Origin of the sequence: Oceanotoga teriensis (assembly GCF_003148465.1) — a bacterium.
GTDB classification, from domain to species: domain Bacteria; phylum Thermotogota; class Thermotogae; order Petrotogales; family Petrotogaceae; genus Oceanotoga; species Oceanotoga teriensis.
Window position 1 is genome coordinate 30,507 of record NZ_QGGI01000018.1, and the last position, 17,728, is coordinate 48,234.

11 protein-coding genes are annotated in these 17,728 nt (G+C 23.3%); 5 read left to right on the forward strand and 6 right to left on the reverse strand.

Features of this window, described 5'->3' with window-relative positions; genetic code table 11:
* Positions 1 to 2 precede the first annotated feature (2 nt).
* The 5 genes from C7380_RS11020 to C7380_RS11040 all read left to right on the forward strand — a co-directional run bounded on the left by C7380_RS11020 (position 3) and on the right by C7380_RS11040 (position 11,699).
* On the forward strand, positions 3 to 2,039 hold the full coding sequence (locus tag C7380_RS11020) for a purple acid phosphatase family protein (RefSeq protein WP_109605885.1): 2,037 nt from the start codon (positions 3 to 5) through the stop codon (positions 2,037 to 2,039).
* Between the two features lie 44 nt (positions 2,040 to 2,083).
* Positions 2,084 to 5,098, forward strand: coding sequence for an Eco57I restriction-modification methylase domain-containing protein (locus C7380_RS11025; RefSeq protein WP_158274886.1), 3,015 nt, complete (start codon positions 2,084 to 2,086; stop codon positions 5,096 to 5,098).
* A gap of 16 nt (positions 5,099 to 5,114) precedes the next feature.
* Entirely contained in the window at positions 5,115 to 7,490 is a 2,376-nt protein-coding gene (locus tag C7380_RS11030) for a RecQ family ATP-dependent DNA helicase (RefSeq protein ID WP_158274887.1), read from the forward strand.
* Positions 7,491 to 7,595: 105 nt separating this feature from the next.
* On the forward strand, positions 7,596 to 10,178 hold the full coding sequence (locus C7380_RS11035) for a DUF6079 family protein (RefSeq protein ID WP_109605891.1): 2,583 nt from the start codon (positions 7,596 to 7,598) through the stop codon (positions 10,176 to 10,178).
* A 615-nt stretch (positions 10,179 to 10,793) separates the two neighbouring features.
* Positions 10,794 to 11,699 (forward strand): calcium/sodium antiporter, encoded by a 906-nt coding sequence (locus C7380_RS11040; RefSeq protein WP_206050590.1) that lies wholly within the window; start codon positions 10,794 to 10,796, stop codon positions 11,697 to 11,699.
* Positions 11,700 to 11,728: 29 nt separating this feature from the next.
* On the opposite strand, the gene C7380_RS11045 is transcribed toward C7380_RS11040, so the two are convergent.
* The 6 genes from C7380_RS11045 to C7380_RS11070 all read right to left on the reverse strand — a co-directional run bounded on the left by C7380_RS11045 (position 11,729) and on the right by C7380_RS11070 (position 17,577).
* Positions 11,729 to 12,445 carry a phosphatase gene (locus tag C7380_RS11045; protein ID WP_158274888.1) on the reverse strand — a complete coding sequence of 239 codons (717 nt, stop codon included), beginning with the start codon at positions 12,443 to 12,445 and terminating at the stop codon, positions 11,729 to 11,731.
* Between the two features lie 90 nt (positions 12,446 to 12,535).
* A complete protein-coding gene (locus C7380_RS11050; protein WP_109605895.1) occupies positions 12,536 to 14,692 on the reverse strand; it encodes a BglG family transcription antiterminator in 2,157 nt (718 codons plus the stop codon).
* A gap of 75 nt (positions 14,693 to 14,767) precedes the next feature.
* Positions 14,768 to 15,511 carry a sugar isomerase domain-containing protein gene (locus C7380_RS11055; RefSeq protein WP_109605897.1) on the reverse strand — a complete coding sequence of 248 codons (744 nt, stop codon included), beginning with the start codon at positions 15,509 to 15,511 and terminating at the stop codon, positions 14,768 to 14,770.
* Positions 15,512 to 15,530: 19 nt separating this feature from the next.
* The gene (gene ulaA / locus C7380_RS11060) at positions 15,531 to 16,808 is read right to left on the reverse strand and encodes a PTS ascorbate transporter subunit IIC (protein ID WP_206050591.1); all 1,278 of its coding nucleotides are present in this window, start codon (positions 16,806 to 16,808) and stop codon (positions 15,531 to 15,533) included.
* 21 nt (positions 16,809 to 16,829) lie between these two features.
* Positions 16,830 to 17,120, reverse strand: coding sequence for a PTS sugar transporter subunit IIB (locus tag C7380_RS11065; protein ID WP_109605901.1), 291 nt, complete (start codon positions 17,118 to 17,120; stop codon positions 16,830 to 16,832).
* Between the two features lie 13 nt (positions 17,121 to 17,133).
* Complete coding sequence (locus C7380_RS11070) at positions 17,134 to 17,577, reverse strand: PTS sugar transporter subunit IIA (protein ID WP_158274889.1); 444 nt, start codon at positions 17,575 to 17,577, stop codon at positions 17,134 to 17,136.
* Positions 17,578 to 17,728: the final 151 nt, after the last annotated feature.

Consider the following 17,728-nt stretch of genomic DNA (forward strand, 5'->3'; position numbering starts at 1 on the left):
AAATGAAGAAAATACTTTTAATGGCAGTCATTTTAGTAATTTCTGTTATATCTTTTTCTATAACCACTAAGGGTGAGTTATTAAATACTGGAAATTATTTTTTACAAAATGAGAAGTTTACAGTTGTAATAGGTGGAATAGACTCTGAACAACCTGGTTTCATAAAAAACTTCAGAGCCAATGCATCAGAAAAAGATCTATTCAATAATCATAATTACTTTATCTCAAAAAATGATCTTGAAATAAATAAGATCGAAAATGTAAAAGAAGGTATAAAAGTAATATCAAAAAATTCAACTTATTATACAGAAACTGTATACTACATGACAGATAGCGATTTATGGATTAAAACAAAAATAAAAAATATATCTAATAAGTCACAACTTTTAAAATTTACGGAAACTATAGATTATCAAAAAGAGATGCCATACTATACATCTTCGAGAATAAACGATGACTTAATTTTTATGATGCAAAATGGTGTTTATGCAATTGGATATTTTCCAGAAACAACTGGAGATATTAAAAAACTTGTTATAAACAATAATAGATTATTTTCATCTCCAGCATATAAAAAAATAAATCCTATGGAAGAATTTACTTTCACAAGATTTATAAGAGTAGAAAAAAATATTGCTGATATTCAAAAATTTTATTATGAAAAAAATAAAATTACTTATGACACTTATAAGGGCAAGATAAGTTTAAACACAGGTAAAAAAGCTGGACTCTTGCCTGTTTATTTGAGAGAAAACGAAATAGGGACTTTAATTTCTTTTGGATTCACTGATGAAAATGGGATTATAAATTTTTATACCGATAAAAACGAATATTTTACACAAGTTGAAATCGGAGAATTAAAATCTGATAAAGTAGCTTTAAAAAAATTTTTTGAAATAGATTTAAATTTATCAGAAAATAGATTTTTGTATCAACCTTATTTAACTAATCAAACAAAAGATGGAATAACTATAAACTTTAAAACTGAATTTCCTGCAAAATCACAATTAAATATCTATTCAAATAATAAAAAAATAAAAACATATGAAATAAATACGCCTAATCTAATAAATCATGTAGAAGTTAAAGATTTAGAGCCAAATCAAGAATATAACTATATAGTGAATATAAAAGATACTTTTACAAAAAATGAAATTTTTTCAGCTATAAAAACTTTTAAAACTAAACCATCAATTATCTCAAACTATACTTTTATAGTATATGGAGACACACAAATATTTGATAAAAGACATGAATATGTTGTCAATAGCATAGTAAATTCTGGAATAAATCCAGAGTTTATAGTAAAGCCAGGGGATAATGTTGAAAAAGGTCATGATGAAAAGATGTGGCAAGGTTTTTTTAAAGCAGCCAATCCTTTAATATCAAAGATACCTTATTATACAGCTTTGGGAAATCATGAATATAACGATCTTTTATATTATAAAGCTTTTTCACATCCCGAAGGTGGCGGTGATTATAAAAATCAATGGTATTCATTTGATTATGGTAACTCACATTTTATAATATTGGATTCAAATGTAGTAGAAACAAATCCTAAATTTAAAGAGCAATTATCTTGGCTTGAAAATGATTTAAAAACAAATAAAAATAAAGATTTTATATTTGTTGCATATCATCATCCTTTCTGGACTACCGGAACAGAATATGGACCTATGGAAGAAAATTTACCCGAAGGCCATTATAATAGAAAATATTGGGAGCCATTGTTCATAAAATATGGTGTTGATGCTGTATTCAATGGTCATTTACATGCTTATGAAAGACATTATAAAGATAATATAATGTATATAACCTCTGGAGGCGGTGGAGCAAAATTAAATCAAAAGCATAATGCAAAACCTCTTGATTGGCATGTAATGCATGAATTGAAGAAACTAAATTTTGTAGAAGTTAATGTATATCAAGATAGAATAGATTTTACAGTATATGCTGTTGGTAAAGTTGAAGATCCTTTATATCCTTATGAAATAACTCCTATAAATGAAATCATAGATAAATTTTCTATAAAAAAATAAATCCGGCAGTATAATATGCCGGATTTTTAGTATCGGAGGAAATGATGAGTTTAAAAATAAATAAACAAATAAACCAAATAAAAAATATATTAAAAAATGACATAGAACAAACTCTTTCGATATATGATGAGAAAATAAAAAGAAGAGAAAATTATATCAATGAATATACATTTACTCACACAAATATTATACTCTGTATAAAAATACTACAAGAAAAATTTATACTTGCAGAAGAATACTTAAAAAAAGATTCAAATTATTATAATTTGATAAGAAAAGAAGATGATCAAAAATTTGAAGATATAGTCTTACAAGCTTATAAAGATGCCATAAAAGAATGTAATTTTATTTTTAAAGATATAGATAGTATTAATGAATACATTGAAATTTTACCCAGTGGATATGCCATAATAAAAATTTTAGATATACTTGAAACAATAACTTGTTGGAATGAAGATGATTTCCTTGGTTGGGCCTATCAATTTTATAATGATGAAATACGTGAAAATACTCTAAACAAAAATGATTTAAATTATATATCTTTAAATTCTCAATTTTATACACCAAAGTGGATAATAAACTATTTAATAGAAAATACTTTATTAAAATATATACAAGAAAATAAAAATATGAGTTTAGAAAATATTAAAATTTACGATCCAACATGTGGAAGTGGTCATTTTCTAATAAGAACTTATGAATATCTGAAAGAAATATACTTAGAAAACGGCTATTCTTTAAATGAAACTATAAAAAATATAGTAGAAAAAAACCTCTATGGTTTTGATATTGATGAAAGAGCGGTACAAATAGCTAATTTAATTATAAAAATAAAAACTTTTGAAGACGGATATACAGAAGATATAACTCCAAACATACTCTCTCCAAATAAAATAAAGAATAAAAAACTAAAACTATTGGGTTCTTTATACACGGGAAAAAGTCTTAGTATATTGAATCAAAAATATGATATTATACTTTCGAATCCACCTTATACGGATTCATCAGAATATTCAGATGAATTAAAATATTTAATAAAAAATAACTATGCTAAATTCAAGAAAAATTTATATAGTTGCTATATAGCAAAAAACATCGAAATGGTAAAAAACAATGGATATATTGGAATGATAACTCCTCAAACATTTATGTTTATAAGTTCTTACAAAGATACGAGAGATCTTATAATAAAAAATACTCATATAGATAAATTTGTACATTTTGGTTTAGGTGGCGTATTTGATTATGCCCTTGTCGATACTGCCATGTATATATTAAAAAAATCAAAAAATGATAATTCACAATCAAAATTTATAAAGTTAACAGATGTTCAAAATAAAAAAGATGCCTTAAAAAAAGAAGATTTATATAGTTATATGATAAGCCAAAGTGATTTTAAACAAATACCAACATTATCTTTTGTATACTGGATAAGTAACAAATTCAGAAATATTTTTAAATTCAAACCTCTAAAAAATATATGTGATATAAGACAAGGAGTAGCAACTGGAAACAATAAAAAATTCTTGAGATATAATTGGGAAATTGCAAATTTAAATGATAAATGGGTAAATTACGTAAAAGGTGGCCCTCATAAAAAATGGTATGGAAATCTTTGGTGGCTAATATCTTATGATGAGAACAGTTATAGGGAATTAAAATTAAATGGTAATCATCTTCCAAATGAAAAATACTATTTCAAAGAAGGTATTACATATTCAATGACAACATCTAAAGGCTCTACATTTAGATATCTTCCGAAAGGCAACATATTTGATTGTAAAGGAAGTAGTTTGTTTTTTAAAAATGAAGAAGATATATTCGTATTCTTAGCTTTGTTAAATTCAAAATTATCCTCTTATTTGTACAAATTCATAGCAGGAAGTGTTGATTTGGAAGTTGGAGACTTAAAAAATCTACCAATAAGTCCCCAATTATTAAAAAATACTGAAATCAGAGAAAAATTAATTTTATTATCAAAAATAAATATATTAATAATGAAACAAAATACAGAACATATTCCAATAGAATCTCATTATGATGATAAATATGATTTAAACCTTAAAAATAATGTCTATGAAGAACTTTCAACCTTTATAAATAAAAAAAATATTCTCGATTCTTATATGGCTTTAAGTGAATCTTTAATAGATGAAATAATATTCGAATCGTATAATCTTGATGAAAAAGATTTACAAAACATATATTCATCAGAAGGGTTCTCATACATTAAATATCCTGTAATAGATAATTTTAAACTACCAAAATTTAAAAATTATATAAATAAAAAATATTTGAATGAATTTAAAATACATGAAGATGATTTAGAAAAATTAGAAGATTTGATCCATAAAAATATAAAATATGAAAATAAAAATTTTTCAAAAGACATTATAATTAAAAATTATGAAAAAAAATTTAGATCTGATTATATAAATTCTATAAAATATAGTGCAATAAAAAGTAAAACAAATCCGATAAATGTGTACAATATCATTTGCAAAAATCAAAAAAAATTATCAAAAAAATCTTTTGAAATAAAAAATTTATTATCTCTTGAAATAAATAAATTAATAATAAAATATTTAAAAAGTTTAAATTTTGGTTTTTGTAGTATTGAAAAAAACACAAAAGATATCGACTCCATTGAAAAATATATAATATCAAAAACATCTTTAAATAATGATTTATTCATAGATATTTTTGAAAAAAACTTGGTGAATTACTTAAAAACAGATTTTATGGTTTTTCATAAAAAATTATACAAAAAAAGACCTTTAATAATTCCCATAGGAAATAAAAATCTAGATATAACAATATTTTTATATTATTTTTCTTTTGAAAAAAATACTCTTTCTATGATAAATAAAATATATATAAATGAATCTATTGAAAAATTAAAAAATAAAGTTTCTATTACAAAAAAAGAAGAAGAATTGATATCTCAATATAATGAATTTAAAAAGAATATTGAAAAGATAAAAATAGATAATATAAATTTCGATGATGGAATAGAAAAAAATATTCAAAAAATAAATACAATAACTATTAATATATAAAATGGGAGGTAAAACTTTGAAATTTAATAATAATATAGAAAATATGAATTTAAAAGAAAAGTTGATAAAATACTTTAATTTTGAAGATTTTAGAAGTTTTGAAATATACTCTGAAAATTTGAAAAAAGAAGAAATATCTCAGGAATATATAATTAAATTTGTTTTAAATGAACTTTTATATTCAGAAGAAACTCCAAGAGATATGATGTTCGTAGCTTCAACTGGTGGTGGTAAATCTTTAATATATCAAATGCTTGGAAGAATTCTTCATGATATGAATTTAATGACTATTATAATAGACCCTTTAAAAACACTTATGAATGATCAGATAAAAACATTAAAATCAAATAAAGAATTTGGGGATATTGTGGAAAAAATAAATTCAGATACAACTTATGAAGAAAGAAAGATAATATATGAAAATATTCAATCTGGAAAAACTTCTATAGTTTATGTATCACCAGAATTTTTAGCTAATAATCCAGTAAATGAAATATTTAAAAACAGACAAATAGGACTATTCGTAATAGATGAAGCTCATGTCGTAAATTCTTGGGGAAATACATTTAGAGCAGATTATGGTTATTTAGGAGATTATCTAGAAGATTTACAAGAACTTTCAAATCATAGATATGTTAAACTTGCTTTAACTGCAACTGCTATATATAAAGGCGAATTGGATACTGTAAATGAAATTAAAGAATATTTAAATTTAAGAAATCCAGAAATTATAATAACAAATTATAGAAGAGATAATATAGATTTTAACATAATAAAAATAGATGATATAAAAGGATCTTTCACTGAGTATCTTTATGAAAAAATAATACTAAGAATAAAAGATAATATAAAAAATAAAATAAAAACAATAGTTTATTGTCCATTCAAAAGTCATGTATATCAATTTAAAAGAAAGATTCAATATGAGCTACAAAAAGTTGGATATTTAACAGGCGATACTTCATCCAATGAAAGGAAGAATATTCAAGAAAGATTCAAATCTGGAAATCTTACAGTTGTAATAGCAACAAAAGCTTTTGGAATGGGTGTAGATGTACCTGATGTTAGAGAAGTAATACATTTCAAACTACCAAACTCATTAATAGATTATATTCAAGAAATAGGTAGAAGTGGTAGAGATGGTGATAAATCAAAAGCAACTGTTTTTTACAATGAAAAATCAATAAAAGATTCTAATAAACTTGAAAAATCAGCAATTCCAGCAAAATGGCAATTAGAACATACATATAAAGCTATAAAAAAAAGAGCAGAAGAAACAGAAAACAAACAATTCAGAATTTCTTCTGGAGATATATCTCATCTTTTTAATGGTGAATCAAGTTCATCATCCATACAAAAAAGTCGTTCAGCCCTTTTTATTGTAGAAAGGCAATTAGAAAGAAATTTCAACAAAAAAATCTTAAAAAAAATATTTGAAGGAAATCAAAAATTATATTTTGGAATTTTAAAATATGATGCAGATATTGTAGAAAAAAAAGTAAAAGAAATAAAGCATATACCAAATGAAACTTTTAAAAATGATTTTAACTATATGGGAAATGAAAAGAAAATTTTACAAAATTTTTACGAACTTGATGTAAAGGAATTCCTAAAAAATAATTATCCGGATATATCTTATCAAAAGTTCATTTATAACTTTTTTTGGGGAAATAATGAAGATTTTTTTGGTAAAAATGTTTCACCTAAAATATATTATAAACTAAAAATTTTTGATTATGAAAAATCAAAAGAAACCTTAGAAAAAGTTATAGATTTTTTTAATGCTTTCTTATTAGAAGATAGAGAAGATAATCTATTAAGTGGTCAAGTTAAACAACAAACAGTAGAAAATCATCTAAAAAAATATATAAGAGAAAATTATGATAAATTAGAATGGATAAATGAATCAAAAACCGAAATAACTTCAAAAATAACCAGAATATTCTCTTCATTTTTTATAGATAATAAAGAAAATGAAATGCCTTTTGCATACTTTAATAAAAATAATTTTCTCAATTTAAGATATAATAAAAATATAGCTCCTCATATAAGAGAGAATATATTAAAAATATTTGAAAATTCTTATTCAGAAAATACACTTGAAAGAGATATGATAATAGATATTCAAAATGTAAATTCATCTCCATCTGTAATAATTGCCAGTATACTTGAAATGTTACATCAGGCTGAAATACAAACCGAAGGCGAACAAAATGGTATAATAATATATGAAAAAATGGATGAACTCCCAGAAGAACTTAAAATTACCAAAGCTAAAGAATTAAAAGAAAACATTGAAAAACAAAAAAATATAATGACAGAATTCTTTGAAACAGAAATGAATAATGAACAAAGATGGGATTATATTGAAAAATACTTTTTAAAAATATAAAACCCGGAATTTTCCGGGTTTTTTCCATATAAATATTAAAAACATATCAAAATATGCCCTGAAATAGTATAATATATCTGAAAAAATAAAATTAGGAGAGATACGATGCAAAAAATAAAGGACATATTAACTTATAATTTTAATAATAAAATTGAAACTATAATAAAACTTTCAGAAGAATATGATACAGAAAATTTAAAATCTTATATCTTTACTGAAAATATTGAAAATTCAATGATAAAAATTTTTGAAGGATTGAATTCAAATATTGTGGGAAATTGGATATATGGAAATTATGGTTCTGGAAAAACTCATTTTGCAAAAATAATTTCTTATATATTAGAATTTGGTTTAAATGTAGAATACAAAAATAATATAAAATCTAAAAAGCTAAAAAGTCTAATAGATAAATCAAATAAAAACTTTATAGTTGTAAAAATAGATCTTTCTTTATACGCAAATTCAAAATTAAATTTAAGTCAAATAATAATAAATGAATTACTTCATACTTTAAATATAAAAAATAAATTTGATGATGTTTCCGATAATACAAGAAATTTAGATACTTTTATAAACTCTTTAATAAAAGACAATAAACTCTTATTAATAATAGATGAAATAGAACAGTTTATAAAATCATCTAATTTAAATTCTTTAGAAATACAAGGAATCATACATCAATTTGAAATATCAAAAGATAAATATATTATATTTATATCTCAATCAAACCCTTATAAAATAGAAAAAATTAAAAGTATTGCAGATAGAATTAAAAATATAATACATATAAAAGATGAAGATATTGAACAAGTAATAATAAAAAGACTTCTCAAGAAAAATATATCTATGAAAGGATTATATGAAAAATACAATTCAAATATAATAATTAATTCAGATTTAGAAATCTTAAAAGATGAAATAAACTTAAATTTTTTTGAACAAATTCATCCTTTAAAACCCGAAATTTTAAAAATACTTCCAAATATAATTCAAAATATTTCTAATAGAAGTCTCATCAATATAATTTATGAAACTTTAAAAAGATTTGAAAATGATATTTTAACGAGGCAAATATGTATATACGATTTTTTTGAAAGTATAAAAGATACAGATAAATATAAAAAAATTTTGAATAGAGATGATGAATTAGAAAAAAATATATTGAAAACTCTAATTCTATACAATAATAAATTAAATATAGATACCCTAACTAAATTAACTATAAATAATATAACAAAAAAACTAATAGATCATAAAATTGATATAATGAAAAAACTAAAAAAAATTGAATCTGAAGAATTAATTATATTAAAAGAAAAAGAAATTATTTTATTTGATGACTATGAACTAAAAATAAATAAAAAAATAAATAAAATAAATGATGAATATTTATTAATGAAAAAAAAGGAGAAAACTCTTTTAAAAAGTTATGAAAAAATATTTTCAAATTTATATTATACTTCAAAAAATGGTAAAAAAAAGAAATTAATCATAAACAATTCTCCAACAGCTTTAAACAAAAAAAAGAATATAATGATAACTATTTTAAATGATAAAAAACAATTAAATTATAAAGAAATTCTAGAAACAGATGATGAAATCTTTATAATTCTAAAAAAAGAAAAAAATATTGAAAAAGATTTGAACAAACTCACCAAAATTTTGATTTTTGAAGAAAAATCAAATATTGAAAAAGAAATTAATTATATATCAAAAATAAAAGAATACTATGAAAATAAAATCGAAAAAAATCTTAAAAAACTTTTTGAATCATCTGAAATATATTATTATAAAGAAAAAAGTTTTTTTATAAAAAAAGATTTCGAACAAGAAATTCTAAATTTTATAAATAATTTAGTATATAAAACAGCCTATTCAAAAAGTCTTGATACTCAAAAAAAGAAAAAAGATATAATATATATAAAAAATCATGAAAATCAAACAATAATAAAGAATTATCCTGAATATTTTAAAAATGAATGTATAAATACAAATACCATAGAATATAAAACTTTGAGATTATTTAATGAAAATACCTTATTTGATTTATTTGAAACATTAAAAAACAAACCTTATGATTGGACAATAAATGATATAATTTTCTATATAATAATATTAATAAAATTCAAAAAAATTCAAAAAATTGATATAGAAAATTCTTTAAACAATACTAAAAAATTAAAAAATACAAAAATTAAATTTATAAAAGATGAATTATCAGAACAGGACTTAAATGATGCAAAAAGAAAACTAATACATTTAAAATTAATGGATAAAAATGCAAAAAAGGAAGAAATCGAAGACTGTATAAAAAAATTATATAATAATATAAATTTAGACCATTCAGAAAACTATATAAAAGATTTTATATACAATTTTTCTACAATAAAACAAAAATTAAGTAATGAATTTAGAAGTCCTTTTATAAAATCATTGTATGAAGAAAAATATGGTTTGATTAAAGATAATAATATAAAAAGATTAATAGAAGAAATTCCCTTAAAAAGTGATATAGAACTTTGGGAAGAATATAAAAAAATTTTTAATGCTAAATTCGAAGAATTGAAAATATACAATGAGAACCTCAAAAATTTTAAATATAATCCTGAAAAATATAATATATATTTTTTAAATTATTCTTATACTGGATTATTAACAGCTTTAGAGCTATTAAAAAATAAAAGATAGTATTTCATTTTCTGATGAAATACTATCTTTTATTATGGAGTTAACTTCAAATGTTTCATAATATTTACATTTTTAAATTATTTTCAAGCTTGACAAAAAGATAACTTCATTATTTATAATAATATTAAAATTATTTAGTTTTGTATTCTATTTTTTAATTTTTTTAAAATAAAAATTAAAAAAAATAAAGAATATTAAAAATAAAATAAATTATTTTAAATTTTAGCTTGACTTTATTTAAAAATATTGATATAATACTTATGAAAGTTAAAAACAGAGGGAGGAATTGATATGAAAGAAAAAAGAAAAAACATCAGAGTATTGGATAGACTTGATATTAATAGAGAAATTGTTTGGGAATTCATAAGACACATCTAAGAGGGAGGTGTATCTCATGTTAAAAAAAACCAGAAAAAGAATTGAATCATATGCAGAAGCTTTTGATAGAATAGATAAAGAAGATATGAGACATATATTTGAAGAGATGATAAGAAAAATATAAAAAAATAAGCCTTTTGGCTTATTTTTTTATCATAATTTAATATTAAATGGTATTTAATTAATGAAATTACTGTATAATAAATTTAAATACTTTTTTATTAATGGAGGGATAAATTGATACCTTTTATATTGCTAATCTTTGGTTTTATACTTTTAGTTTTTGGTGCCAATAAATTTGTAGATGGTTCTTCTTCATTAGCTTATTCATTTAAAATACCGCCTATAATAATAGGACTTACAATTGCAGCTATTGGTACAAGTGCTCCTGAAGCTTTTGTTAGTACTATAGCAGCAATTCAGGGGAACAGTGATATAGCTGCTTCTAATGTTCTTGGCAGTAATATCTTAAACATTCTATTAATACTTGGAATAACAGCTTTTATAAAACCATTAAATATAAAACAAAATACTATAAAAAAAGAAATTCCATTTTTGTTTTTAATATCTTTAGTAATGCTTTTAATGGGTATAGATGGAATAATATCAAGAACTGATGGTTTAATTCTTTTATTATTCATGATCATATTCATAAATTATTTATTTGAAATATCAAAAGAAGATAATAATCAAGAAGAAATAAAACAATATAGTATCATCAAAAGTCTAATTTTTACTATTATAGGTTTAGTATGTATAATATTTGGAAGTAAATTTACAGTAGATAATGCGGTTATCATAGCAAAAAATATTGGAATATCTGAAAAAATTATAGGTTTGACAATAGTTTCTATAGGAACATCTCTTCCAGAACTGGTAACTTCTATAGTTGCAGCTCTAAAAGGTCAGAATGATATAGCTGTTGGAAATATACTGGGTAGTAATATCTTCAATATATTGTTTGTTCTTGGAATTGCTTCTTCAATTTCATCAGTAAATTTTAACTTGATATCAGATACAATAATCTCAATTGGTATAACTTTTATTTTATTTATATTCTCAATAAATGATAAAAAAATTTCTAAAGTTGAAGGTTTTATATTCATATCCTTATATGCGATATATATTTTTTATATTTTATAAAAAGAGTTTCCAAATTAATTGGAAACTCTTTATTTTAAATTTAAATATTTTAAAAGTCTTTCTTTATTATTATTTAATATATTTTCTTCTTTTATACCAACTTTTTGAACAAGTTTCTCTAATCCCGATGTTCTACCTATTTCATCTATATAATGTGCATCAGAGTTTATAGAAATTTTTACATTGTATTTTTTTATGGCTTGAAGATATTTCAAAGTTACTTCTTCAACACCTCTTCTACCAATTTTAAATTTATCAAAAGATCCTGCATTTAATTCAAGAATCACATTATTTTCATATGCCGCATGAGAAATTTCGTCAAAATCTACTGGAAACTTTGGATTATCTGGATGTGTAATCATTTTAACATAACTTTTGTTTATCGTAGCCAACATAGATTTTGTTATATCTTTCTTTTCAGTTAAATCAAATTCAGCTTCTGGATGTATACCCGCCGCTACAAATTCAAGATTTTCAAGTCTATATTCTGGCAAATCTAAACTTCCATCATTTAAAATATTTGCTTCACATCCTTTTAAAACTCTAACATCATATATATAATCTGGCAATATTAATAAGTTTCCAAAATAGTATTCATGCGATGCACCAGGCATTTGTGGTCCATGATCTGTAATTGCTATTACTTGTAATTTTTTTTCAGCCGACTTTTTTACCATTTCCATCAAAGTATTGTATGCATGACCTGAGGCTAATGTATGCATGTGTAAATCTGCAATTAAATTCATTTTTTTCATCATCCTTTATACTATATTTTGTACATATAAATTTTAACAAATTTGATTTAAGTGATGATTAATTTATATTTATTTATGTTATCAAAGTAAATCATTTTTATGTCTCATGATATAATTATAAACATCATTTTTATTTTTTGAATTTAAAAGTTTTTTGATAAAATCATCATCATTCATACTTTTTATTAAATCGCCAAGTGCTTCTAAATGACTTATTTTATCCTTTGCTGCAAGCATTATTAAAAAATATACAGGATCATATTTAGAATTAAATTTTACACCTTGCCTTGAAATTAAAAAAGAAAACCCCGTTTCTAATACTCCATCTTGTGGAGATGCATGAATCAAAGCTATACCTGGTGATATGACTGAGTATGGTCCTTTTTCTTTTATTATATCTATAGATTTTTGTATATATTCTTTATTTATTTTATCATTTTTTAAAAGTATTTCACCGGCATATTTTATTGATTGTTCCCAAGAAAGTATTTTATTAGTTATTTTTATCGTATCTAAACTTATATAATGCTCAAGGCCAAAATTCAAATTTTTTTCATTTTTTAATATTTTCTTTTTATTTATTTCATTGTCTATATCTTTTTTTATATTTTTTTCTAAGTCTTTATCGATATTAAAATATTTTTTTATTATATTGATTATTTTTTTTGAATCTATTTTATTAAAATCATTTTTGTTCTTTAAAACTCTTTTTCTTTTATTTAATATGTTTTTTATCTCTATTATTTCTTTTTCAGGTAGAAGAGGATTTACTTTTAGAATTTTTATGTTCTCTTCTTCTATTGAAATAGTTGTTATTATTAAATCTATGTCTACATCTTTTAAAAAATAGTTCGGTATATCAACATATGAAATAGTATCTAATACTTCTATATCTTCACCAAATATATTTTTTATTCTGCTTTTAAGAATATTTGTTGTTCCTATACCGCTTGAACAAACGAGCAACACTTTTAATTTATCGAAATTATATGTATAATTTCTTTCTATAGCAGCACCAAAATGAAGTGCAATATATCCAATTTCATCATCCGCTATTTCATTTTCAAAATTGGTAAATATGACTTTCGAAGCAATTTCAGATGCTTTATAAATTTCTTCATATTTGGTTTTTATTTCATCAAGCAATGGATTATTCAATGGTAAGTTGTACTTAACTCTATTTATTGCCGCATCGAGATGAAGTGAAAGGCCATTTATTAGCTCTTGATCATTTATTAGATCTATTTTAAAATAATCATCTATTATTTTACACATTTGTTCTGCCATAATTCTTGTGTTATCATAATCTGATATATATGTTTTCTTTATTTCTCTTTTTTTTGATCCCAAAAGATGAAAAGTTATAAACCCTATCTCAGATTCTGGAATATTTATATTAAAATCATATTCTAAATTTTTTGCAAGTATTCGGGCAATATTAAATTCTTTTTCTTTTATAAGATTTTTTAATTGATTTTCATCTATTATTATATCTTTACCTTCTTTTATTCTCATTATTGCGAGAGCTATATGTATCATAAGTGCTGCATAATCTGAATCAACCATTTTAAAATTCAAATCTTTTTGCATCTTTTTTATATTTTTTTCTATTTTAAACATATCAATATTTCCAATTAATTTATCAAATTCATTAAAAAAATTATTTTCATCAAATTTTTTACTTTGAATTTTATTTAAAAAAGATAATAAATCTCCTTCACTACTCGTTTCGTCGAGCAATGATGTTATACCATGTCTAATATCTACTTCTTTTCCTTTTATTTTAATGCCAAAATTTCTTCTTCTTATTAATTTTAAATTTCTTTTATTCAACCATTTTTCTATTTCTTTAAGATCTTTTTTTATTGTAAAAGAACTTATCAATAATTCCTCTTCTAAATCTGAAATATTTATAGGTTCAGAACTTTGAAAAAGTTTGAAAAGAATTATTTGTTTTCTATCTTCTTTTGAAAAATAAAGTGTATCTTCTTCTTTTTCTTCTTTTCTATTTAAAAATTTTTCTTTTGTATCATTTTCAGAGATTATTTTTATTCCACTACCAGGTTTTGAATATATTTTAAAATCATATTTTTTTGCTAATTCTTCAGCCTTTTCTATATCATATCTAACAGTTCTCATACTTATTTTGAAATGTTCAGATATTTCTTTTATAGTAGTATACTCTTCTTTATCAAACAAAAATTCTATAATATCATAAACTCTTTTTTTTATAATCATAATATCACCCTAAAAATAAAACTGTCCTACTAAGAGTTTAATTAGAAGGACAGTTTTTTGTTTTATAGATAAATTTTATAAATAATGTATTTTATTTCCATATTTTTCAAATATTCTTTTATTAAATTCATCTCCACCATCAACATTTGCACTGTGAAGAACAGGTGGTTCAACATCATTTTTTATAAGATCATTGACAGTTTCCAAAACTATTGAATTAACTATTAAAGCTCCTATAACAGTAGATGTAGGGCCTACTTTTTGTTCCAAACCTTCAACTTTCATGCTTGAATCTTCAAAATCTCCACAATTATCTATAACTATATCGGCTAATTCATAAAGATTTTTACCACAAGAATGTCTTGAATTTACTTTAGAAGAATATTCTATATTTGTGAGTGCAATTACATTGGCTCCTATTTTTTTAGCTTCTATAGCCATTTCTATAGCAGTTGGATTTCTTCCAGAAACGGAGTGAATTAATATTGTGTCTCCCGCTTTTATATTAGAACTTCTAAGTATTTCTGTTCCATATCCTTCAAGTCTCTCCATTTTAGAAGTTAAAGTAACAGGTCTTGTATTTAACATTATTGAAGAATTGAATATAGGATTTATTAAAGCAAGACCGCCAGTTCTGTAGAACAATTCTTCTGCTATTATTCCTGCATGAGAAGCACCGAAAACATATAGAGTATTTCCATTCATTATTGTTTTACTAAATAATTTTGATACTTCTTTTATAGTATCTTTTTGTGTGTTTTCAACTTTATCTATTATTTCGCGTATATGATTCATATATAAAGAAATATAATCATTCATTAAAAAACCTCCTACAATATTACATACCAAAAATCTTACCTATTCCACTAGAAATTAATGCCCATATGGAGAAATCATTACCTCCAAAGATTAATATCCATTCAGATATTGTATTTTTTAATATAGGAACAGAGAAACCTACTAAGAATATCATAATTATTCCAGCAACAGCTGAACCAATTATAGCTCCTCTTTTACCACCAGTACCATTACCTATTACTGCAGCTGTACCTATTTCAAAGAAACAAGTTATTGTAAGCGGTAAAACAGCATAATTAAATAAACCTGCTTTTCCAACTATAACAAGAGTTATTATAGATGTTATCATTGATACAACGAAACCTATTATTACAGCATTTGGAGCGTATGGAAATATTATTGGACAGTCTAATGCTGGTACAGCATTAGGTATAACCTTATCAGATATTCCCTTAAATGCCGGTATTATTTCTGAAAGCATCATTCTTACACCCATTAAGAGAACCGTTAATCCAGCACCAAATAATACTCCTTGCATAATAGCAAATATAACAAGACTTTTTTCAGCACCAAATACACTGGCTCTATCTGCCCCTATCATTAATCCTACAACTATATAAACAAAAAACATTACTATAGAAGAAGTTATTGTGATCTCTTTTAAGAAATCCAATTGTTTTGGAAATTTTATATCTTCTGTAGATTTACTCTTATCTCCAAATAATTTTCCAAGATATCCTGAAATCAATGATAATCCCACTGTTGGATGACCCAATGTAAATGAATCATCACCAGTAACATTCTTTACAAATGGTTTGATCAAAGCTGGAGTAACTATTATATATATCGCCGTCAAAATAGTTGAAAAAGCAGTTAATCCAGCACCTTTTAATCCTGATTCAACGCCAACAGCGGTGAAAACAAATGGAAACCAAAAAAGCATATGTCCTGTTAAAAAAACATTCTTTAACTTTGTAAATCTTGCAACGATTAAATTGATTGCAAATGCTAATACCATTGCCAATCCTATTTGAGAACCATATGTTGATAAAAATTTATCTGTTCCCATAGGATTCATAGTTGCCGCACCATCTATTTTATACAATACATTAAAAGCTTCTGATAAAGGTGAAATTGAATTTACAAGTATAGTTGTTCCTTGAGTTAATATTACCACACCTATTATCGTTTTCATAGTACCTTTAACTAGATCTGAAAATGATTTTTTTTGAATTAGCAAACCTACAAAAGATATAATCCCTAAAAATATAGCAGGTTCTCTAAAAATTTGATTAATTATAAAATTTATAACAGCCATAATCTTCTTCCTCCCCTATTTTTATTTAGAAAGTTCCTTCATTATTTCTAATCCCTTTTCTTCAACTTCTTTTTTATTTAAAAAATTGTTTATTATTATAACTGGTACATTCATCTTTTCTTTTAAACTTTCTCCAAGTTCTTCAGATGTAAAAACTAAATCACATGTTGTAGAAGATGCACTACCAACATCAGAAGTAAAAACCTCCGCATCTATTCCATTACTTTTTGCAACTTCATCTATTTTCATCTTTAAAATCATTGAAGATCCAACTCCAAATCCACAAACTGCCATAACTTTAATTCTTGACATAAATTATTCCTCCTTAAATTTTATTTAATAAATTATATATTTCATTCTCATCAGAAGATTCAGATATTTCTTCTACAAAACCTTCTTTTTCTAAAAGATCTGCTATTTTTGATAGGTTTTGTAAATGCCCTTCACTTTCCTTCGACGCAAAAGAAAATACGAGCTTAACAGGATCATTTTTTTTATTTCCAAATTCTACAGGTTTTTTTAATGTTATAAGGCTTATATCAGACTTATATACTATTTTATTATCGGGTTTTGAATGGGCTATTGCTATTCCTGGTGCAATAACTATATATGGACCTAATTTTTTAACAGAATCAATCATATTTTCAACATATTTTTTACTTATACTCTTACTCTTAACCAATAAGTCTCCAGATACTCTAATCGCATCTTCCCAATTAGATACGTCTACATTAACCTTTATATTTTCTTTTTTTATTAATTCTTTCAATTGATATCCTCCCTCTATAAAATACGCTTAAGTGAATATTTCATGATAATTCATAGAAATTAAAAAAAACAAAAAAATATAAAAGATAATAAATAATGAAAGAAATTTTATTTATTAAAAAATTAATAAACATAAAATATGGTAGTAGTTA

Excerpts from the sequence above, each read along its gene's own strand:
- C7380_RS11045 (WP_158274888.1), bottom strand. The coding sequence starts at position 12,445 with ATGAATTTAATTGCAGATTTACACATGCATACATTAGCCTCAGGTCAT.
- C7380_RS11055 (WP_109605897.1), bottom strand. The coding sequence starts at position 15,511 with ATGAATGATTATATTTCTTTATATATGAATCATATACGCGAAATAATA.
- C7380_RS11020 (WP_109605885.1), top strand. The coding sequence starts at position 3 with ATGAAGAAAATACTTTTAATGGCAGTCATTTTAGTAATTTCTGTTATA.
- C7380_RS11025 (WP_158274886.1), top strand. The coding sequence starts at position 2,084 with ATGAGTTTAAAAATAAATAAACAAATAAACCAAATAAAAAATATATTA.
- C7380_RS11050 (WP_109605895.1), bottom strand. The coding sequence starts at position 14,692 with ATGATTATAAAAAAAAGAGTTTATGATATTATAGAATTTTTGTTTGAT.
- ulaA (WP_206050591.1), bottom strand. The coding sequence starts at position 16,808 with ATGGCTGTTATAAATTTTATAATTAATCAAATTTTTAGAGAACCTGCT.
- C7380_RS11065 (WP_109605901.1), bottom strand. The coding sequence starts at position 17,120 with ATGTCAAGAATTAAAGTTATGGCAGTTTGTGGATTTGGAGTTGGATCT.
- C7380_RS11035 (WP_109605891.1), top strand. The coding sequence starts at position 7,596 with ATGCAAAAAATAAAGGACATATTAACTTATAATTTTAATAATAAAATT.